Below are 21,425 nucleotides of genomic sequence, written 5' to 3'. Positions count from 1 at the left end.
GCATTCTGAAACTTATCGGTTTCCTAAGTCAAAGAGAGCAGCATTGGCAAAACTAGGCCGTCCTTTGGTCATGTCGGCAGAACAGCGGCGTGCAGAAATTTTTTCTATTGCAGAACAACTCTTTGGTGAGAAGGGCTTTGAAAATGTCACCATGTCTGAAATTGCGACCGCAGCAGGTATGTCTAAAAAAACGCTATATGTGTATTTTTCTGATAAACGTGAACTGCTTATTTCATTGGTTGAGTCGTCCTATATATGGACTGAAGATGCTTTTGATGCCAATAGTTTAGATCGTGTGTTGGCCTTGCAGAATCAGTTGAAGAAAATCGCTGAGCATGTCCTGTCCGAGCGGCATATTAAGTTGTGCCGACTGGCGATCGCAGAGCGTGTTGGTGTTGATGGAATAAGTGATACTTTTTATGAAAAAGGTATCGCCAAAAGCCGAGATCATTTGATTCATACTGTGAGTCATATTCCAAGTGCCCAATTTGTATTGAACTTAAATGCAGATATCATGGCGGATATGTTATTTGGTGCAACCATTTCGAAGCCTTTCGTCGATTTACTATTTTTAAATCAGCAGATCGATATGCAGCAGGTAAATACGGCAATTGAACAAAGTATTCAGGCTTTGTTTAAAATGTGAATGCCTAAATTTTCATAGCAAAATTGAATATTTATTTTCGTCCTTATCTTTGGATTGCTCGTTATAATGGCCTCGGTTTTATGTTTTAAATGAGATAGCAGAACATGGATGCACAGCTCGATCTAGATTCAGACATGGAATTAAGTGATGATGAAATGCATCTATACAGCCGTCAAATATTGCTTGATGGTTGGGACATCGATGCGCAAGAGAAGCTAAAACTTGCCAATGTACTCATCGTAGGGTGTGGTGGAATTGGTTGTACTACAGCCGAATTATTGGCACGTGCAGGCGTTGGCCAAATCACTTTGATCGATGCAGATCGCATTGAAATCAGTAATTTGCAACGACAAATCGCGTATATCGAACACGATGTAGGTTTTTATAAAGCTGAAATTTTGGCTAAACGTTTACAAACGATTAACCCGTATATCCGTGTGCAAAGCTATACCTCAAAATTAGATGAAAGCAATGCAAAGGCATTGATTTCACAGCAAGATTTGGTTCTCGACGGTTGTGATAATTTCAGCACGCGTTATTTGGTCAATGCAAGCTGCGTAGAAAATAATGTGGCGCTGATTAGTGCTTCAGCGATTGGTTTCCAAGGGCAACTGTTTATGGTCGAAGGAAACGCGGCATGTTATGAATGTCTATTTCCAAAAGAACAGCATGCCAATGAAAGTTTGCGCTGTGCAGACTCGGGTGTGCTTGCAACCACACCAAATGTTATGGCAAGTTTGCAAGCTCATCATGCTTTGCTTTATTTGGGTTTAGGAAAGACAGTATTGAAACAAAAACTTTTGTTGTGGGATGGTCTGTCAATGAAACAAAAAATTCTCGCTTTTGAAATAGATCCCGATTGTCCAATCTGTCAGGCAAGATAAAGCAGCAAGCCCTTATTTTTTTGCTACACTCACGTTAATTATTTTTTTCTAAGACATTATGAAAAACAATATCTGGTTAGATGGAATTCGCTCGGTTGCCCGCATGGGTGAGACCGCTGTCGTTGCGGCAAAAGCCGGCTTTAAATATGCAACTGAAAAACCAAGTAACGCAAAATTAATGCGTGAAACTTTTGAATCACTAGGTTCAACCTATATTAAATTGGGTCAATTTATTGCCAGTACACCTTCTTTATTTCCGCGTGAATATGTCGAAGAGTTCCAAGGCTGTTTAGATCAGACACCGTCATTGCCGTTTAGTTATGTGCAGCAGGTATTGGCTTCAGAATTTGCTGGTCGTAATTTAGATGAAATATTTGCTTCAATTGATGAAAAGCCTTTGGCTTCTGCATCGATTGCACAGGTGCATGCCGCTAAATTGGTCACTGGTGAAAATGTTGTTATTAAGGTGCAAAAACCGGGTGTCGAGACGATTCTCTATACAGATTTAAACGTCTTACATTGGGCTACTAAACTGGTCGAAAAAGCTGTACCCAAAGTCAAATTTGCTTCACTTGCAGATATCGTTGAAGAAATTAAAGTTCGCATGGTACGTGAGGTGGACTTTATTGAAGAAGCTCAAAATCTTGACGACTTTGTGAATTATCTGAACGTAACTCAAAACAAAGCCGCAACAGCACCAAAGGTTTATCACCAATATTCAACACGTCGTGTCTTAACCATGGAACGTTTATACGGCGTGCCATTGACCGATTTTGACGTGGTCAAGAAAGTCGCTAAAGATCCATCGCAAGTTTTGGTGACAGCGATGAATACATGGTTTGGCAGCTTGATGTTATGTAATAGTTTCCATGCAGACTTACATGCAGGCAACCTGATGTTGCTTGAAGATGGTCGAGTTGGATTCATCGATTTTGGTATCGTGGGCCAGTTGAAACCTGAAGTGTGGACAGCATGTATTGCGTTTATGGATGCCCTACAAAAAACTGACTACAACTTGATGGCTGAAAATATGCTGAAAATGGGCATGACGGCTGTCAAAATTGACACACAAGTCTTAGCTGCCGACTTAGAGCGCTTATTTAGCGGTGTGCTTTTGGCCGATCCGCAAGAGTTATTAACCTCGAATCCTGCCGATTTGAATGACATCATGATGGATATGGTACAAGTCGGAGAGCGTCATGGTATTCGCTTCCCACGTGACTTCGCTTTATTATTCAAACAAATGTTGTACTTCGATCGCTTTATGCGCATCCTAGCGCCATATACCGATATTTATGCAGACCAGCGTATTCAGATGGTGCAGACTATGGACCCTAATTTATTGTTGAAGCAATAATTTAGCCGCAAGATTTAAATAAAATCCTCTTTCTTTAACAGGAGGATTTTATCGATGTTTAAGATTTTAATTTGAGTGTAAGAATGGACGCAATTATCATTGAAGGCTTGAAAGTTGAGACTGTCATCGGCTGTTTCAATTGGGAGCGTCAGATTATTCAGCCTTTGATGCTCGACCTCAATATTCAAACCAGTTTAGCGCAGGCGGCTCAGTCAGATGAGCTTGAAGATACCTTGAATTATGCCGAAATTTGCGAAATATCAGCCAAAGTCATTCAAACTGCTCAACCTAAATTGATCGAACATGCAGCAAAACTGGTGATTGATGCACTTTTTGCTACCTATGACAGCATTGAATCTATTATGATTACCATCCGGAAGCCTGCCATTATCGCGCAAGCCAATTCTGTAGGAATTCGTCTTGAACGCCACCGAAACGATTTTCGCCCTAGCTCTGGCGAGTAATTTCAATCCAAAACCGCATTTTCAACTGGCTTTACGTCAAATTCAGGCTTTGGGTCATGCTGAATTTTCCAAAATTTATGTGATTCCTTGTCGTGATGGCATTGGGGCGGATTATTGGAATGCAGCCTGTTTGGTGAAAAGCAGTTTATCTGTAGATGAAATCAGCACCTTACTGAAAAAAATGGAAGCAGACTCAGGTCGTGTTCGTCCGTCTCATAATATCGCTTTGGATCTGGATCTGATCGCGTGGGGCGAAAGCTTAGCGCACATGCAATTTAATCCGAAAAAACTGCCTTTAGCACTCGATGTTAAAATTCCAATGTTCGATATATGGAAAAATAAGATGTTTGAACATCCAGCGCATCAATTTCCTATGGTGAGTTGTCAAAAAGTTTTAGTGGATTGAGTGAATGAAACGAAATGCTTTCAATGCACATGAGTGATATTTCAAACTGACCTAAATACCCTAGATAAACAATAACAAAAATATTCAAATCCTGTCATGGTATGCGCTAGCGTATAGTCTGTCGCAGGATTACATTATCTTTTTTAGCTTCAAAATAATGATATGAACTGGACTGATCTGATTCAGCATTATGGCTATATTGCGATTTTTATTGGCACATTGTTTGAAGGAGAAACAGTGCTGATGATTGGCGCCTATGCCGTACATCAACACATACTTCATTTTCCAATGTTGATTGCGGTGGCGATGTTGGGCAGTTTTATTGGTGATCAGTTTTATTATCAAATGGGCGCTCGCTATGGGCAAAAACTTATCCAGTCGAATGCGGAATTTGCACAAAAATTCGATCGTGCGAGCCAGTTTATTGAACGTTATCCTATTTTGACCATTTTATTTATGCGCTTTGCTTGGGGTTTTAGAACTATTTTACCTATTGCAGTCGGTGTGCGTGCTTATCCTGTTTGGAAATATGGGCTGATTAATCTGGTTGCCTGTTTTATTTGGGCGATGTTGGTCGCAACGATTGGCTTCCAAATCAGTCATTATTTACATCTATTTTGGGCGAAAATGCTGCCTTATCATCAAGATATTTACATCGTTATTGCCGTTATTTTATGTATCGTATTCTTCCGTGTGCTCTATACGGTGTTGAAGTGGTGGCGTAAGCATCATCAACATTGATAAAGTGCAAGTGGTTGATCTGATAAAGTCGTCAAAACATAATTAAAAGATTTAAAGGGATATTTAGTGAGAGCGATATGGGCTTAGGTTATGGTGCAGGTGCGGGAGGTTTCCTTATTATTTGCTTTGCGATTTTGGTGCTATTTATCGTCATTGCGATTTGGTTGAGTTGGAATAATTGGTATAAAAAGCAAAAAAATCGACCATATAAAGTAAATGCGGCACTTAAAATTGGCTTATCTGGCGTATTGTTTTTTCCTTTATTTGTTGCAGTAACGCTTGGATTGTTCGTGATTTCGGGTCTTCGTTCTGACTATGCAGAGTGGCAGTATCAAAAGAAAATTTATATACAGTTGCAGGAACCCTTAAACTTTGGAGAGGTTGTACTGCCTGAAGGCACGTGGATTAACCGATCATTTGAAACCGACTATACTCTGGAACAGATGACGGACATTCGTCAAGGTTTGACATCGGCTCGTTTTCCACAGCCGATTCAAATAGCTGGATTTGATGTTATTGCATTTGAGCTGGATCGTCATTTATTGCTGGAATTGGCACATGATCATTCTGTTGTGATTAATAACCAAAAGGAAATTTGTCCGGCAGGATGGCTGCTTGAATTAGGTGGATCAGGTTATCCGTCCACTGAGCAACTTTATAGTTTGAATTTTGATTGGTTTACACCAAGTCGATGGCAGCCTATAAACTGTTTTGATGGCGAAGGAATTATTGTATTAGAGTCAAAACATTACTTATGAAAAAGCCTGCATCATTGCAGGCTTTTTGTTCACTTTTTATAAAACTTAGCGACAATCATTAGAAAAGCATTAAATGTAATAACTGGTTTTGGTCATCAGCTTAGAAATACCAGTCATGGCAATACGAACTGGAACAGGAAGGTCTACACCACCTGCATTGAGTGCTGTATCACGGTGATGCAGCTCATCTTCATTCATTTGCACTAAGATTTTACGTGAACGTTCGTCTTGTTCAGGAAGTTGGCGGATGTGATCTTCTAAATGCAGGCTCACTTGACGCTCAGTTTCAGCGACAAAACCTAGGCTGTATTTATCACCGGCAATACCTGCTAATGCACCCATCCCAAAAGAAAGGCCGTACCAAACAGGGTTGAGCAGACTGGTATGGCTGTCTAATTCTTTTAAGCGGTCTTCACACCAAGCCAGATGATCTTGTTCTTCAATCGCAGCGTGTTCCATTTCACGGCGGACATTTGGCAGTTTAGCGGTGAGTGCTTGGCCATGATAAAGCGCTTGGGCACAAACTTCACCACTATGGTTGACCCGCATTAGACCTGCCACATGGCGTGCTTCGCTGACTGCAAGTTGAGTCTTTTCAGCAACAGACGGATTTTCACGATGTGCAGCCGTTGCTCCGGGAACTAAACTACGTAAGGCCTGATCAAATGAATGAATAAGTTTGTCGACACCTGTAAATTGACGCATGGATTAATCCTCCAGAGAGACTTGCGTAGTGTGAAGCAAAGGTTTGATGCGTAATAGCAGCCAAATACAAAAAATTGCACTGAGTACTGCAGTTATACAAAAAAGTATTTTAATATCAATCTTTAAAACACTCAGAATAATAATTGAAAATATAGCAGAAGATACCATAAATACCGCATTTAAAATGTTGTTTGCGGCAACGACTCGTGCACGATGTGAGCGTGGGGAGTAAGCTTGCATCATTGCATAGAGCGGAACGATGTAAAAACCACCACTAATACCCAACAAAGTCACGGCAATCATGACATGGTAATAGCCCCAACCTTGATGAAAGACTTCTGAAAGGGTAATGAGTGGACCTGTATGAGTCGGGACAAGCGTTAAACTAAATGCTAAATACAGTGCAAATACCGTTAAACCTACAGCACCGATGGGAACCATCTTAATGTTGACTTGAGTGCCGCCCAATTTACGACAAAGCAATGAACCCACGCCCACACCCACAGAGAAAAAGGTCAATAGCAAGCTAACGACATTTTCAGAGGCATGTAGGTTTTGCTGGGTCATTTGTGGAATTTGGGTGAGGTAGGTTGCACCATAAAACCAATACCACGAGTTCCCCAATAAAATGGTAAAAATCAGCGGCAAACTTTTGGCATATTTCATCGTTTGGTAACTGGTACGAAAAAAGTTCCAATCGATTTTTAAATCAGGTGTTGTGACATTTTGCTTAAGAATAAAACGACTGGTGATATAACCTAAAATGGCGATGGTCATTACTGTCAGGCTGATCCACATTAAATTGCCTTGAGATGGAGCAATCACTGCACCGCCCAAAATCATCCCGAATAAAATTGCCATGGATGTTGCCGATTGGAAGAGCGCATTGCCTGACATCAGCTCATTGGGCTTTAAAATTTCAGGCAAAATTGCATATTTGATTGGACCAAAAAATGTCGAATGGGTCCCCATCAAAAATAAAGCCAGCAACAATAACCATAAATGACCGGTCAGAAAGCCAATACTGCCGATGATCATGATGATAATTTCTAAAATTTTGATGCCACGGACAAGTTGTGAACGTTCAAACTTATCTGCGATCTGTCCCGCTGTCGCTGAAAAAATAAAGTAGGGTAAAATAAACAATAATGCAGCCAGATTGTTTAGCGTGCTGATGGGTAATGCCTGTTGTTGGATTAATCCATAGGTAATGACCAACAATAAAGCCTGTTTATAGACATTGTCATTGAGCGCCCCAAAAAATTGGGTCAAAAACATAGGCAGGAAACGGCGTGTACCTAGCAGATGTTCGTTGTTATTCATAAGCGTCTTGCTACATTAAGTTTTATTAAGAAATGTGAGTGATTGGTAAAATCTCTAAAAAAATCATGTAATATGTTTTTGAGTTTGGAGATGGCGAAAAACCAATAGATATAAGATCTTTAGCTCTACATCTGGTTGACTAAGTCCATTACATAATGAAATTTGTTAGAGTTTGCTATGCCTGCAAAAATCAAGTTTAAAAAAACAATGCTTCATCACAGTATGGCTCACTGCATACGACAGCATCATAGCAATAAAAGTCTATATATGAGCATCTTTTTGACCTTGTGTGCTCAGCATAGTTTCGCCCAAACTCCCGCAGAAACGGTTCCAACATCTACCGATACAAAAGCAGAGATTGTTGCTGAAATCAAGGATGAGGCTGTAAAGCAAGGGCTATCGACGCCTGAAGCAATTGAAAAAATTGAAAATATAAATGAACCAGAAGAATCTGTTGATAGCATGAAAATGCTGCAAGAACAGCAGCAAGCAGGAACTCAACTACAAGAATTTAAACCCATTGAGTTTGAAGATTTAGAAAACTTACCCGTGACACCTGTTGATCAAAACATGGCGAATGAAATCTTCCAAGTTGCTGAAGAAGCCAAACGTCAAGCGCAGGAGTACCGTGCAACACAGCAAACAGAAGTTGCTGTTGCAGATATTACCCAAAAAGAGTTAACGGAAATTAACCAAGCGCCAGTCAATATTGATCAGCTCATGGGTGAAATTCGTTCGGATAATGAAATTACCGCGACACGAAATGAAAATGCCAATACTCTGCAAGAGCTGCATAACCCAACAGTTGAGGATGATGCAGAGCCGGGTATTTTCAAGCGCTTATTATATAAAGTACGTCCGCCACGTCAGATGAACACGGCAAAAGTGCCACGAATTAGTGCGGATGTTGAAATTACATCAGCACATAATACCAGTCAAACGTCGAGTAAAGCCTACGGTGCGGCACTGGAAGATCTCAAAGCCAATATTAAAGGCAAGCTTTCAAGTTTTACTCAAGAATCCTTTAGTGATTTTCCATCGGCTTTGCCTCAATTACGTAGCTTGTCCAATCAAGCCGCGCAAGCCGTGGGTTTCTATCAATCTGAATTCAAATTTGAAAAAGTGTCTGACAGCAAAGTTCGTGTATTGGTTACACCAAATACGCCTGTGCAAATTGAAAAACAGAATGTTGAATTTTCTGGGGCTGGGGCGAACCAAGCTCAGTTTCAGGTGATTGGTGTATTACCAGATCAGGAAGAAGGTGACATTCTTAATCATGGTAAATACGAAACGACGAAAGGCCGAATTAATGATGCAGCAACTAATAACGGTTATTTCGACTCGTACTGGCGTTTGCACGATGTAAGAGTGGCTCAACCACAAAATACAGCCGATATCAATTTGCGCTTTGAAACGGGCGAGCGTTATAAGCTAGGCGAAGTCGAATTTAGAATGAGTGATCCGAATGCAGAGTTTCCATTGGATCGCGATATTTTAGAAAGCTTGGTGACGTGGAAAGACGGTGCTGACTATACTTTCTGGCGTGTGAATGGTTTGGCCAATAACCTGACGAACTCGCGCTATTTTAACTACACCTTGGTTGATGCGATTCGACCAGACCCGATTGAAAAGCCGCTTGAACTGCCACCAGATATTCAGACCTTGGTTGATCAAAATCAGTTGTCTGAAAGTTCACAAGTGGTGAAAGATAAAACTGAAGTGATGTCGAATAAAGAAGTCACGCAAAAAGTGGTTGATGAAGACCAATTTGCGGGGGTGAATGATGCAGAGCAATCCTCTAAATTACGCAGTTTGCAAGATACGCAAGATGCCAAACAAGCAGAACAAGATCGCTTAAAAGCGCAAGCACGCGAAGATAAAAAAGTCCCTGTGATCGTGACACTGAATGCAGACAAGCTGAATAGTGCAGAAATTGGTGCAGGTTTTGGTACTGATACAGGCACACGTGTTCGTGGCCAGTATCGCCGTGCCATCGTGAATAAACGTGGTCATTCTTTTGACGCCAACATGGAAGTATCCAAAATCCGTCAATCGATTGATGGACGCTATAACATTCCATATAACCACCCATTAAATGACTATGTCAGCTTAGTCGGTGGTTATGAACGTGAAGAACGTGATGATGTCGGTCAAGGTGTTAATCTTTCCATTGAATCTGCTGTAGCGGGTGTGGACCGGATTATTAAAAACCCCCGTGGTAGTTGGCAGCATACCTTTGGTTTACGTTATCGTTTGGACCGTATTACTGATGACGGACTTAATCCTAGTGATGACATTCCAGATGCATTCTTGGTGAATACCAACAATGAACAACAGTCCTTGATGTTTGGCTATGAAATTTCTCGAACCGACTCTGATAAACGTGTGAACCCGAGTAAAGGGATCAAGCAGACCTATAAAGTTGAAGTCGGAAGTGAAAGCTTACTTTCAGATGTTGATATGGCGATCTTGAATGCGGGCTGGCGCTTTATTTATTCATTGGGTGAAAATGATAATCACCAAGTCGTTGGGCGCAGTGATTTAGGTTATATTCTGACAGAGAACTTTGATAAAGTTCCTTATAACTTACGCTACTTTACCGGTGGTGACCAAACCATTCGCGGCTTTGACTATAAGAGTTTAGCGGCTGAAGAAAATGGCTATAAAATTGGTGGTCAAGTCTTGGCAACGGGTTCATTAGAATATAACTACCAATTTAAAGAAGGTTGGCGCGCTGCGGTCTTTAGTGACTTTGGTAATGCGTACGATAAAGACTTTAATACACCGACTGCATATAGCGCAGGTGTGGGGATACGTTGGGCTTCGCCAATTGGCCCAATTCGTTTAGATGTTGCTACTGGACTTTCTGACGACAGCAAACCAATTCGTTTACATTTCTTTATTGGTTCACAATTGTAATTTTTAGGTGATGTGTTTTTTATGACTGAACAAGAACAGCAAGAACCAGAAAACGAAACGCCGGTAGAGCAACTGCCAAAGAAGCGTCGTATTCTTCGAAGTGTCATTTTGACCTTCGTGTTCGTGCTTATCTTTTTGGTGGCTGCATTAGTAGTCATGTTTTCTACAGACAAAGGCAGTAAGTTTTTACTTGACCGTGTTCTGGAACGTCAGCAAATCATTCACTATGAATATGAAGGTGGTAACCTGTGGCGGGGCATTATTCTACGAAATGTCCTCGTTACGCTAAAGCCTGTCGATGTAAAGATTGACCGTGCCGATATTACACTCGGCTGGCGCGCTATTATTAATAAAGAAATTCATTTAAATAAGGCAGATGTTAAAAATCTGCAAATTATTACCAAGACCCCACCTAGCGATAAACCTTTTGCATTTAGTGAAATCCGTTTGCCTTTCGTCCTTCGTGTCGATCATGCAGATCTAGATCATATGCTGATTAAAACCCATAGTTCAGGTGTAGATTTCTATGATATTGAATTAAATGAAGCGCTTTGGTCAGGGACGGAATTAAAATTTGAAGATACCCGTATGGATATGGGCTATTTATCCGTGCGCCAAGCGTCTGGGAATATGAAATTTGAAGGCAAGTATCCGCTAAATGCTGTGGGGATTGTCAACTTACCTTCACTACGTGAAAGCTTGAATATTCATGATATTCAAGTGGTGGCTAAAGGATCTCTTGATACGATTCAAGCTGGTGTGGCAACTCATACCCCAGATCTTTTAACTGGTTGGGCTGTGGTTCATCCGATGCGTTCACATGTTCCGATGTTTGGTGCGCTCAAATTTAAAAACTATCATTTACCGTTACTGACTGAGCAAAAGCTCTTTGCTAAAAATGGTCTGGCAAAATTCAATGGGGATATTCAGCGTCTTAATTTGGATTTATACACGGACCTGAGCGGGGCCAATATCCCTGAAGGTAAATATACTGCGCTCATGAGTACGGACTTGGTCAACCAACTTGATATTACTAACCTAAATGGACAAGTAATGGGCGGCGCTGTCAACTTGGGTGGCGTGGTGAGTTGGAAAGATCAGGTCACTTGGGATGTAAGCGGTCGTTTAGATAAAATTAATCCAAAACATAAGCTGATCCCGCAGGTGGTTCAAGATTTTCTACCTGTAAATTTAAACAGTAAGATTGCGTCTAAAGGGACCCTTGAAAAAGGCATGCACCTGACGGCGTTGGTGGATTTTGACCAATATGAAACTTGGAATTTAAAACTCGATCAAGCGCCTGCCAAAAATAATAAAGCTCAGCCGATGCTGATGGATGTGTCTTGGAAAAATATAGACCGTGCAGTGCCATATGTTGGATGGTTGAGTAGTGATTCGGGCAATGTGCAATTGGCGCTTACAGAAGGTCAGCAGAATATTAATGTGGCGACCACAGTGTCACGACATGAAAAAGGTGCTCTGCCTGCTGGACAATATCAAGCCAAACTCAATCTGAAAAATAACAATCTCAATGTCCATGCCTTTAGTTATGTGGCCGACAAAGGTCAGCTCAAAGGTAACGCAGTTGTAGAATTGCCTGATCAAAAACGTATGCTGAAATGGCAAGCCAATGTACAAGCACAGCAGTTCAATCCGCAAACCATCGTAGCTGCTGCGCCTGTCGATCAAATTACAGGGTCATTAAAAGCCAATGGTTATGCAAAACCAAATCAACAGATTATTCAGCTGAATAATATTGATTTGTTAGGCCGACTAGCACAGCAAAATGAAACGGTTCATTTAACAGGTCAATCTACTGCTGCGCTGACTTTCCATGATGAGAAACAAGGTGGAGGCTTTAAAGCTTTTGCTGTGAATTATGATGGTGGCCTCAATGCAAGCCAAGTTGCCGCAAGTAAAGGCAGTTTGATTTTCAAAGTATCTGGCACACCTGAATTAATTAAAATAGCCGAGCTGCGTCATGATGGCGTGGCAGGTAAAATTTCTGCCAATGGACAAGTTTTACTACAAAAAGCCATTGGTTGGGATATTAATGCATCACTGGTGCATTTTAAGCCGCATTATTTTGCCTCAAATGTACGGGGTGAATTATCTGGAAATTTAAAAACCAATGGTGTGTGGTCAGATGCGCTAAAACGTATTCAAATTGAACGTCTGAATTTGGCAGGTATGATCAATAACAAACCTGTCCGTGGTCAAGGTAACTTGGCGATGGTGATTAATTCAAATCAATCCGGCTTTATGCCAAAACAGTTTGAAGCGAATAATTTACTGTTGGCTTATGCCAATAACCAAATTCAAGCCACTGGTAATGCACAAAATTTACAATTGAAAATTAATGCACCAGCTTTATATGAAATTTATGCAGGCCTACGTGGACGTGCTTATGGCTACTTAAATGTTCAAGCACAGCCACGACTGCAAGCATCTGCCAATATCGCAATAGATGATTTTGCTTTTAATAATTTATTCAGTGTGAAAAAAATACGGGTGCAAGGCGAGTTGCCAACTTCTGCGACTTCACCAAGTTTATTAACGGCAACGATGGATAATTTACGCAGTAACAACCGTGAGATTGTAAAAGGTCAAATTTCACTGGCCGGTACACGTAATGCGCATTTATTAAAAGTCAGTGCTGAAAATAAATTATCAAAATTTTATGTGCAGTTAGCCGGTGGTTTCAACGCACAAAATAATTGGCTCGGTCAGATTCAAAAAGGCGATTTTGACTCGTTGCGTACACGTCTCGTACAGCGTCAAAATGCGTCGATTATTTACAACACTGCACAGTCTGACTTATTTGTCGGCGCGCATTGTTGGATGAGTCAGCAAAGTGAATTATGTTTTGATCAGCCGATTCGTGTGAATAAAAACCGCGGCAATGTATCCTTTGTGACAAAGAACCTAGACTTAAATGATTTTGCAGCATTTATGCCTGAAGGCCTGGCGATTACGGGTAAAGTGAATGGTTATGCAAAAGCGTCTTGGGCGAAAGGTGCAAAACCTAAAATTGATGCACGATTAGTGACTCGTGACGGTTTACTCGGTTTAGCAGCAGAAGACCCACAGTATTTAGCATCCACTTTAAAATATGATGAAGTAGGTTTGATTGCTAAAAGTGTCGCTGAAGGTTTACAGATTCGACTCGATACCAAAGCTCCTGATATTGGTACAGGTTATGCCAATATTATTATTGACCCGTATAAAGCCAATAAACCGATCCGTGGTGAAGTGGCCTTTAACCAAGTTCAATTGAAAATCTTAAAACCATTTATACAAGATGTCCGTTCAATGGGCGGTACGTTGTCTTATGCGGCAAAAATTAGCGGAACATTGTCTCAGCCTTTAATGGATGGTGAGATTCGAGTGAAAAATGGCTCGATTAGCATGATTTCATTGCCTGTAAACTTGACCAATATTCAGTTGTATTCTGCTGTGCGTCAAAACTACGCGACGATTGATGGTGCATTTAACAGTGGGCGTGGTGTAGGCAAATTAACCGGAAATATTGACTGGAAAAATGATCCACGTATCCAGTTGAATTTAACGGGTAATGAAATGTTGGTCCGTCAAGCGCCATTGATCACCGCTGTTGTAACGCCTGATTTATCTTTAGATGTGCTGCCTTTCAGTAAGAAATTAACCTTAAAAGGTAAAATTGATGTGCCGCGTGCATTGATTTCGATGCCAGAATCGTCTGCAACAGTGGTTGGGGTATCTTCAGATGTGCGTGTGGTACATGAAGGTGATAACCAACTTGAAATCTTAAAATCGGTACGTCCTTGGGATATTCGCGCAGATGTACAGGTGAACATTGGTAATCAAGTGATTTTCCAAGGTTTTGATAGTCGAATTCCGTTGATTGGTCGTTTGAATTTGACACAACGTGGTTTAGAAACAGCAATGCGTGCCAATGGTGCAATCGGTGTTTCTCAGCGTGTGAAAATCGAAGCTTATGGTCAAAGTCTGGACTTGAACCGTGCGATTGCCCGTTTCAATGGACCATTGGCGAACCCAACTTTAGATATTGATGCCAATAAAGCCGTACAAGGCAGTACCGTTGGTGTTCGTGTGACGGGTACAGCATCAAGTCCTGCAATTCAGGTGTATAACGATGCAGGTCTGTCTGAACAAGAAGCCTTAAATGCCTTAATTACAGGTCGTATTAATGAAGGAAGTTCAGGTTTAAGTCAGGCGGAAGGTTTCCGTTCTGATGTGAACAATACGATTGCTGCAGCGGGTATTAGTATGGGCTTGGGTGGTACACGTGCATTGACCAATCAAATTGGTCGTACATTTGGTCTGAGTGGTTTGGCATTGGATGCTCAAGGAACAGGGGATGATACTCAGGTTTCTGTGACGGGTTATATCACACCTGACTTATTCATTCGTTATGGTGTCGGGGTATTTACACCTGTGAATAAACTGACCTTACGTTATCAAATGAATCAACGTTTGTACTTGGAAGCGAGTCAGTCTTTAGAGCGTGCAATCGACTTGTTTTATAATTGGCGTTTCTAAGGTGTTGAATTATAAGTGATAATTTAAGGTTTTAATAAAAATTCTTGTTTATGGCTGATCTAATAATTTTTAGACTAGACAAAAATAGGTCTATAAAGCGGTTTTGTGTAACACAACCCTTTAAGAAAGATCCTACAATCATACATATTTGAAGTGCTTAAAGCGGGTGTAGAGCTATTAAAAAATAAAAGAGGTGTGTTTCCACAAACAGTAGCTCAAACAATTGGCCTCAAAAAAGTATTAAATTTGTTGAGAGACGGATCAGGAAATTTGGACAATTGACATAAGTATATTTGTCTCCCTAAATGATGTTGTAAACATCAATATATCAGTATTTTATGGCACATGGACCAAGAAGAAATCATTCAAATGATTTTAAAGCTAAGTGAGCATTTGCTGCGATTAAAGCGGAAAAACACTTGTTGAATTAAGTGCTGAATTTGATTTTATCAAAACCAAATTATCGACTGGGAAAATCAATTGATCGCAGCCTCATTGCAAGCTTTCGATCAATTAAAAGCTCTTATAGAACTGCAAATTGATCTAAAAAAAACTACATGCAAAAATCGGCGAGCAGGCATGAAAAAGTGATTTTTCAGAAGGTGTGTTGAAGAAAATGGGGCGCTTCAACCACAAAAGTTAATTTGCAGCTCACTTCAAATTTCAGTTTTAGTTGTCCAACAAGTGAAATCACCTCCAAGTACATCATCATAAGATGAAAGCCACTTTGAGACTCGGTTCTGCGGTAACATAACTGTTGTTCCAACATGAGTTTTTACCGAGCCTGTATGCTTTACCCAATGCCCAAAAAAATCCAATTTATACCATCTCAAGCAAAATGGCAGCTGTCATCAACACAGTCAGTATTGGTACTGGTTGGCTTACAAAATTTACGCATGCAGCAGGGTATACAAGATACGCAGTTGATGGAAAATTTGATCCAACTGACCAATAAAGCCAAAGCTTTAGAGATTCCAATTGTCGATTTATATGGTGATGATTTACTTCAAGGCATGCAGCAGCTCGGTGAATATGCAACAACACACCCGCAGCTCATCTTTGCAGGGCAATCACGCCTATGCTGAAACAGATCTTGCCGCATCTATACAGCGTGACAGAGCAAATCTGTATTGTTGATGATGCAATTGCACTGAATAATCAGGAACAGCATATTCAGTGGGTGGACTCCATTTCAGATCAAGGTATCCATCACATGAGTAGTTATAATCTGTTGCGGCTTTGGAATCTGTCAGCGCCAACGGAATTCGTCTTGTCGGCCAAAGGCATATTATTGGCTATTGCAGAGCAGTTAGATATGGACGCATTGGAAATAGATCCCTTAATCGATTTACGCAGTTATGGGCTCGATTCCATTGCCATGGTCAGCTTAATTGGGTTGTGGCGTGCCAATGGTGCAAACATCCGTTATGAAGACTTTTTAAATGATGCAAGTCTAAAAGCATTGCTAGAAAAATTGCTCAGTACAGACTAAACAAAGCTAATTGGAATTATTTTTGTTCTAAATCGGAAAATACGTCGGGAAATATGGCTTTGTGCATTGTAATTGTTGGCTAAGCTTTTTATTATTGCCGCCTTGTTTTTCGAGATCAGAACTGGATTGAACTTTGAGTAATTTTCTAACCGAACACCTGATACATCGTGACACTGACTTTATGGTGATCCATAAACCAGCAGGTTTACTCACAGTTCCGGGAAAAACAGCAGATTTACAAGACTGTGTTATCAATCGATTATTACAAATTGAGCCGAATACTTTGCTCATCCATCGTTTGGATCGTGATACCTCAGGTATTTTGGTTTTTGCATTAACCCGTCAAGGGCAAAATCGAATTTCACGCCAGTTCCAAGAACGTCAAACTTCAAAAACATATCAGGCATTGGTTGCGGGTACGCTCGAAGGTGAAGGTACTGTTGATGTACCCGTCGTGTATGACCCAGAACATCCGCCACTGCATATTGCCGATCCTGCACATAATAAGCCTGCACTTACGCATTGGAAAGCCACTGAACATTTTGAGATTCAGGGTCAAGCCGTAACACGTGTAGTGTTAACTCCTATTACCGGTCGATCCCATCAGCTTCGTGTTCATATGCAATATTTAGGTCATCCTATTGTTGGTGATACTTTGTATGCAACACCTGAGCAACAGCAGCTGATGCCACGCTTATGTTTACATGCTGAGCGCTTGAGTTTTAACCATCCTGAAACAGAGCAAACAGTGGAATTTCACTGTCCTGTACCATTTTAGGAAAATCATTTAAATCCCTAAGAATTCTGCTCACTATTTAGTGGGCTTTATGTCAAAATATATTGCTTTATGGTCTAGATTTTTGCTCAAATAACGTTCACAGTTTGAGCATAATATTTTCAGACCGAACTTGAGAAAAAGGTGGAAAAATTGCAGCAGTTTGCTATTGGTCAACGTTGGTTATCAGATACAGAAACGGAACTGGGTTTAGGTGTTCTTATTGATGTTGATGAGCGATCGGTCAGCATTTTATTCCCGAAAAGTGATGAAACTCGTGTCTATGCCCGTCACAATGCACCTTTATCTCGTATTGTTTTCAATGTAAATGACGAAGTCCAAGACCAAGAAGGTCAAATTTGGATTGTCGAATCGCTTGAAGACCGTGGTGGTGTGGTTCGTTATAACGCGGTACGTAAACTGGCCGACGGTACAGAAGAACGTAAAGCACTGAATGAAACACGTATTGGTGCAAGTATTCAGTTAGCAAAACCATTAGACCGTTTACTTGCAAGCCAAGTAGACTATAAAGAATGGTATGACCTGCGTATCGAAGCATTGCTTCTTCAAGCCAATATGAAGTCTAGCCCTTTACGTGGCCTAGTGGGTTCACGTGTGGGTCTCATTCCACACCAACTGTATATTGCGCATGAAGTGGGTAAGCGTTTTGCCCCACGTGTATTACTTGCTGACGAAGTCGGTTTAGGTAAAACCATCGAAGCCGGTCTGATCATTCATCAGCAACTCAAAACGGGTCGTTCAGAACGTATCTTGGTCTTAGTACCTGATTCATTGCAATATCAATGGATGATTGAAATGCGTCGTCGTTTTAATCTTGAGTTCTCATTATTTGACTTGACGCGTACAGCTTCGATTAAAGAACACGATCCAGACCTCAACCCATTCTTAACTGAACAATGCATTATTGCTAGTGTTGATTTGATGATCGACCATGATGACTTGCGTGAACAAGCGCTTGAAGCTGGTTTTGATTTGCTCGTGGTCGATGAAGCCCATCATTTAATGTGGTCAGAAGAAGAAGGCGGCAATGACCGTTATGACCTTGTTGAAGAACTTGCTGAAAAAACGCCGGGTGTCTTGTTACTAACCGCAACGCCTGAACAATTAGGTGTGGAAAGTCACTTTGCACGTTTACGTTTACTTGATCCACAACGTTTTAGTTCACTTGATCGTTTCTTGGATGAAGAGGAGCAGTATCACCAAACAGCTAAAATTGCTGAAGTGCTGATGTCTGATCTGCCACTCGAAGAAGGGCATTTGGCAGCGATTGAAAGCCTATTAGGTCATCGAATTACTGACGAGCCAGAACAACGATTCCGTGCTATTCATGAGTTATTAGACCGTCATGGTACAGGTCGTATTTTATTCCGTAATACCCGTGAAGCGATTCAAGGCTTCCCAGGTCGTGACTGTCAGCCTGCGCCATTACCTGCACCTGAAAACTGGTCTAAAGATGGCAAGCTACGTGAACAAATGTGGCCTGAAGAAGCGCAGCTTGATGGCTCGTGGATGGAAACTGACCCACGTGTGATGTGGTTGATGGAACGTCTGCGTACAGACCTGAAACACAAAAAAGTGTTATTGATTGCACGCAGTGGTCCAGTGGTTGAGTCTTTAGAAAATGTACTTCGTTTGCATGCGGGTATTCGCACAGCGATGTTCCATGAAGGCATGAGTTTATTAGAACGTGACCAAGCAGCAGCTTACTTTGCTGAAGAGTCATACGGCGCGCAAATTTTACTCTGTTCAGAAATTGGTTCTGAAGGTCGTAACTTCCAGTTTGCATCGGACCTTGTGTTATTTGACTTACCTGCCAACCCAGACGTACTTGAACAACGTATTGGTCGTTTAGACCGTATTGGTCAAGAAAATCGTATTCAAATTCATGTGCCTTATCTGGTTGGTACTGCTCAAGAGCGTATGTTCCGTTGGTATAACGAAGCATTAAATATTTTCTGTAATATCTCGCCGACTGCGCAAACCTTACAAGAAAACTTCATCGTCAATCTGAAAGATTGTTTGTTGGCAGATAAAGGCCAAGAGTTTGAAGATTTGCTCGAAGCGGTTAGTGTACAACGTGAAGCACTTGAAGCTGAACTTCAAGAAGGTCGTGACCGTTTACTTGAGTACAACTCTTGCCGTCCAATCGTGGCACAAGAAATTGTGACTGCACTTGAAGACTACGATGACAATACAACCTTGCCAATGTTTATGAAGCGCTTCATGGCGTCTACAAACATTGATTTTGATGAGCAAAGTAATGGTACCGTGATCATCAAGCCAACGGATCAAATGCAAGTTCAGGGTCTGACTTTGGATGAAGAAGGCATGACGGCGACGTTCTATCGTGACCAAGCACAGATCCGTGAAGATGCTCAGTATTTAACACTTGAGCATCCATTCACTGAAAGTGTGATGGAAATGATTAATACACAAAGCTTTGGTAGTACCAACGTTGCTGTGTTGAAATCGGCAGCTTTACCACAAGGTTCTGTGTTAATGGAAGTGTGGTTTAAAGTCGATGTCGTTGCACCGAAAGCACTGAATTTGCCGTCAAGTTTGCCACAACAGTTGGTTCGTGTATTACTAAGCGAAAAAGGTCAGGATTTATCGCAAAAAATTGCACCTGAAATTTTACGTCCTTATTTACATCATCTTGATGGCAACAGTTGCCGCCAAGTGGTTAAGGCGCGTCGTGATGTCATTGAACAGCGTTATACGCAAGCGCTTGAAATTGCTCGTGGTGCATTACCGGGCTTTAAACAACAAGCCAAAGAAATCTACGGTAGCAAATGGCAATATGAAATTGACCGTTTAACTTATTTGAAGCAGTTCAACCCAAGTATTCGTGAAGACGAAATTGCACGTTTACAAAAACTGCAAAAAGAAGGTTTAACACTGCTTGATGGTCTAGCGGTTACACCAGAAGCGATTCAAATTATGGTAGTGGTTAAGCCATAAGTTAAGAATCTTAAAAAAGCACCTTCGGGTGCTTTTTTTTATGGCTAAAAATATAACTGCAAAATTAATCACGACAGATTTACGCTAAATCTAAGTTTTGTATTGTTTATTTTTAATCTAAATTGTCGACATCGGCATAAAAAAAGTAACTATTCTTCAGAAATTCTACAGCTTGATCAAAGTCTTCATGTTCATCCAACATATAAAATATGGCTTCGAGCTTTGTATAGTTCGGATGATTTTTTGCTAACTGAATTTGGATCGTACATTGGTCTGCTTGGCTGCGTGTTGCATAATGAGCAGTAAGTAAATCAAAGTTGATGTCATTGCATAGCGGCTGTTTTAAGGCAATGGCACCACAATAAGCATGTATTTCAGGTAATAAACGTAAGACTAAATCAGCCTCTTTGCTTTCCGCCACGATGAGCTCTGGGTCTGCGGTCTTACACAAGGCGAGTACTTCAGTTAAAAGGGTTGAGTCATCTAGTGTATGGTCTAACACGATGACTTTTTGCGGTTGGGTTAAATCAAAGTCATTTATTAAAATCATAAAACCTCCTGAAAATAGAATGGTTATGCTTTATTTATCTGCGCTATATATATGAAGTTGTGCTACGTATTGAGTCTAAATATTTATAAAAAAAGTTTTGAATAATGTGTTTAGTCTAAGAATGTTCTAAAGTTAATCATGTCGTAGAAATGCAACGTTTTTTGATTCGAAGCTCAGTTAAATACTGAAATTGTTAATATAGGGCGCTACGCTTCATGCTCATTGCTAGACCCAATATACATGCTTTGATTAGTAAAAGAATCGGCGTCGCGACATAAACTGTCGTTATTGATATCGATTGAATCCTGAAAGTGAAATGATTAAATGTATGCGGACATATAGCGATAGCATCATAATCAAATGATTGTTCACGAACTGCCTTAAGGTCGTGTTTTAATGCTTTAGTTAAGTAAAGTTTTGGCTTGGTTAAATTTATACTTCGATGCTAGCGAGTTGAGGGCAGTTCCGTTAAAATGCTTCAAATTTCAGCAGTTCGTTAGAAGAAAATAAAAATATGAAATCCTTAATTACCTTAGGTAGTAAAACGTCACACGGTGGTGTGGTTTCAGAATGTGAACCTTCATTTGTGATTAATGGTATTGCGGTGCATTTAAATGGCATGAAACATTATTGCCCGAAATGTAATTCGACTGTGGCTGCGATCGCGGCAGATCAAAGTACAACGGTAAAGGGGCGAGGTGTTGTGGTTGCTGGAGATAAAACCACTTGTGGCGCAACATTTTTACCGAATCAATCAATGGTCGGTTCACAAAAATAATCTGCAAACTGACTTTGAGGTCATCTAGATAAACTCATTGAGTCCTATTCTAATCGAGTTGATCTCTTTATGATGTGGCATCATCAGTTGATTGGATGAGTTT

Annotated in this window: 15 protein-coding genes and 2 pseudogenes; 14 read left to right on the top strand and 3 right to left on the bottom strand. The window is 40.7% G+C overall.

Annotated elements, in window-relative coordinates; genetic code table 11:
- Window positions 1-43: 43 nt before the first annotated feature.
- The 7 genes from FTU37_RS01280 (at window position 44) to FTU37_RS01250 (ending at window position 5,256) form a co-directional block, all read left to right on the top strand.
- The gene (locus tag FTU37_RS01280) at window positions 44-646 is read left to right on the top strand and encodes a TetR/AcrR family transcriptional regulator (RefSeq protein ID WP_180022024.1); all 603 of its coding nucleotides are present in this window, start codon (window positions 44-46) and stop codon (window positions 644-646) included.
- Between the two features lie 104 nt (window positions 647-750).
- Window positions 751-1,530, top strand: a complete 780-nt coding sequence (locus FTU37_RS01275) for a HesA/MoeB/ThiF family protein (RefSeq protein ID WP_180055901.1) — start codon at window positions 751-753, stop codon at window positions 1,528-1,530.
- Between the two features lie 58 nt (window positions 1,531-1,588).
- Window positions 1,589-2,887, top strand: coding sequence for an AarF/ABC1/UbiB kinase family protein (locus FTU37_RS01270; protein ID WP_180040380.1), 1,299 nt, complete (start codon window positions 1,589-1,591; stop codon window positions 2,885-2,887).
- Window positions 2,888-2,970: 83 nt separating this feature from the next.
- Window positions 2,971-3,351 carry a dihydroneopterin aldolase gene (gene folB, locus FTU37_RS01265; protein ID WP_078188558.1) on the top strand — a complete coding sequence of 127 codons (381 nt, stop codon included), beginning with the start codon at window positions 2,971-2,973 and terminating at the stop codon, window positions 3,349-3,351.
- Entirely contained in the window at window positions 3,308-3,757 is a 450-nt protein-coding gene (locus FTU37_RS01260; protein ID WP_180116730.1) for a 2-amino-4-hydroxy-6-hydroxymethyldihydropteridine diphosphokinase, read from the top strand. The genes folB and FTU37_RS01260 overlap by 44 nt, the downstream gene beginning before the upstream one ends.
- Before the next feature lie 162 nt (window positions 3,758-3,919).
- On the top strand, window positions 3,920-4,498 hold the full coding sequence (locus FTU37_RS01255; RefSeq protein WP_257225213.1) for a DedA family protein: 579 nt from the start codon (window positions 3,920-3,922) through the stop codon (window positions 4,496-4,498).
- Window positions 4,499-4,575: 77 nt separating this feature from the next.
- A complete protein-coding gene (locus tag FTU37_RS01250; RefSeq protein WP_180123637.1) occupies window positions 4,576-5,256 on the top strand; it encodes a hypothetical protein in 681 nt (226 codons plus the stop codon).
- A 69-nt stretch (window positions 5,257-5,325) separates the two neighbouring features.
- Here the strand turns inward: FTU37_RS01250 and coq7 are convergent, their stop codons facing one another.
- Window positions 5,326-5,961, bottom strand: a complete 636-nt coding sequence (coq7, locus tag FTU37_RS01245; protein ID WP_180004953.1) for a 2-polyprenyl-3-methyl-6-methoxy-1,4-benzoquinone monooxygenase — start codon at window positions 5,959-5,961, stop codon at window positions 5,326-5,328.
- Between the two features lie 3 nt (window positions 5,962-5,964).
- A complete protein-coding gene (locus FTU37_RS01240) occupies window positions 5,965-7,284 on the bottom strand; it encodes an MFS transporter (RefSeq protein ID WP_180123636.1) in 1,320 nt (439 codons plus the stop codon).
- A gap of 177 nt (window positions 7,285-7,461) precedes the next feature.
- Here FTU37_RS01240 and FTU37_RS01235 point away from each other — a divergent pair, with 177 nt between their 5' ends.
- The 6 genes and pseudogenes from FTU37_RS01235 (at window position 7,462) to rapA (ending at window position 19,994) form a co-directional block, all read left to right on the top strand.
- On the top strand, window positions 7,462-10,203 hold the full coding sequence (locus FTU37_RS01235) for an autotransporter assembly complex family protein (protein WP_180123635.1): 2,742 nt from the start codon (window positions 7,462-7,464) through the stop codon (window positions 10,201-10,203).
- A 21-nt stretch (window positions 10,204-10,224) separates the two neighbouring features.
- Window positions 10,225-14,745 (top strand): translocation/assembly module TamB domain-containing protein, encoded by a 4,521-nt coding sequence (locus FTU37_RS01230; RefSeq protein ID WP_180123634.1) that lies wholly within the window; start codon window positions 10,225-10,227, stop codon window positions 14,743-14,745.
- A 338-nt stretch (window positions 14,746-15,083) separates the two neighbouring features.
- Window positions 15,084-15,414 (top strand): annotated as a pseudogene (locus tag FTU37_RS16645) (IS3 family transposase); the annotation flags it as partial.
- Window positions 15,415-15,533: 119 nt separating this feature from the next.
- Window positions 15,534-16,237: pseudogene (locus FTU37_RS01225) on the top strand (phosphopantetheine-binding protein).
- 133 nt (window positions 16,238-16,370) lie between these two features.
- The gene (locus FTU37_RS01220; RefSeq protein WP_180123633.1) at window positions 16,371-17,015 is read left to right on the top strand and encodes an RluA family pseudouridine synthase; all 645 of its coding nucleotides are present in this window, start codon (window positions 16,371-16,373) and stop codon (window positions 17,013-17,015) included.
- Window positions 17,016-17,156: 141 nt separating this feature from the next.
- Window positions 17,157-19,994: an RNA polymerase-associated protein RapA gene (rapA, locus tag FTU37_RS01215; protein ID WP_078188819.1), complete on the top strand. Its 2,838-nt coding sequence runs from the start codon at window positions 17,157-17,159 to the stop codon at window positions 19,992-19,994.
- A 112-nt stretch (window positions 19,995-20,106) separates the two neighbouring features.
- Here rapA and FTU37_RS01210 read toward each other — a convergent pair whose 3' ends face one another.
- Complete coding sequence (locus FTU37_RS01210) at window positions 20,107-20,544, bottom strand: hypothetical protein (protein ID WP_180123632.1); 438 nt, start codon at window positions 20,542-20,544, stop codon at window positions 20,107-20,109.
- Between the two features lie 514 nt (window positions 20,545-21,058).
- Between FTU37_RS01210 and FTU37_RS01205 the strand changes: the two genes are divergently transcribed.
- Window positions 21,059-21,322 carry a PAAR domain-containing protein gene (locus FTU37_RS01205; RefSeq protein ID WP_078193592.1) on the top strand — a complete coding sequence of 88 codons (264 nt, stop codon included), beginning with the start codon at window positions 21,059-21,061 and terminating at the stop codon, window positions 21,320-21,322.
- Window positions 21,323-21,425 lie beyond the last annotated feature (103 nt).

Source organism: Acinetobacter sp. YH12097 (assembly GCF_013419225.1).
Lineage (GTDB): Bacteria > Pseudomonadota > Gammaproteobacteria > Pseudomonadales > Moraxellaceae > Acinetobacter > Acinetobacter amyesii.
This window is presented reverse-complemented; position numbering and strand designations above follow the sequence as displayed.

Bases quoted from the DNA above. Each gene is read 5' to 3' on its own strand.
- FTU37_RS01275 (WP_180055901.1), top strand. From the start codon at position 751: ATGGATGCACAGCTCGATCTAGATTCAGACATGGAATTAAGTGATGAT.
- FTU37_RS01270 (WP_180040380.1), top strand. From the start codon at position 1,589: ATGAAAAACAATATCTGGTTAGATGGAATTCGCTCGGTTGCCCGCATG.
- folB (WP_078188558.1), top strand. From the start codon at position 2,971: ATGGACGCAATTATCATTGAAGGCTTGAAAGTTGAGACTGTCATCGGC.
- FTU37_RS01255 (WP_257225213.1), top strand. From the start codon at position 3,920: ATGAACTGGACTGATCTGATTCAGCATTATGGCTATATTGCGATTTTT.
- FTU37_RS01250 (WP_180123637.1), top strand. From the start codon at position 4,576: ATGGGCTTAGGTTATGGTGCAGGTGCGGGAGGTTTCCTTATTATTTGC.
- coq7 (WP_180004953.1), bottom strand. From the start codon at position 5,961: ATGCGTCAATTTACAGGTGTCGACAAACTTATTCATTCATTTGATCAG.
- FTU37_RS01240 (WP_180123636.1), bottom strand. From the start codon at position 7,284: ATGAATAACAACGAACATCTGCTAGGTACACGCCGTTTCCTGCCTATG.
- FTU37_RS01235 (WP_180123635.1), top strand. From the start codon at position 7,462: ATGCCTGCAAAAATCAAGTTTAAAAAAACAATGCTTCATCACAGTATG.
- FTU37_RS01230 (WP_180123634.1), top strand. From the start codon at position 10,225: ATGACTGAACAAGAACAGCAAGAACCAGAAAACGAAACGCCGGTAGAG.
- FTU37_RS01210 (WP_180123632.1), bottom strand. From the start codon at position 20,544: ATGATTTTAATAAATGACTTTGATTTAACCCAACCGCAAAAAGTCATC.
- FTU37_RS01205 (WP_078193592.1), top strand. From the start codon at position 21,059: ATGAAATCCTTAATTACCTTAGGTAGTAAAACGTCACACGGTGGTGTG.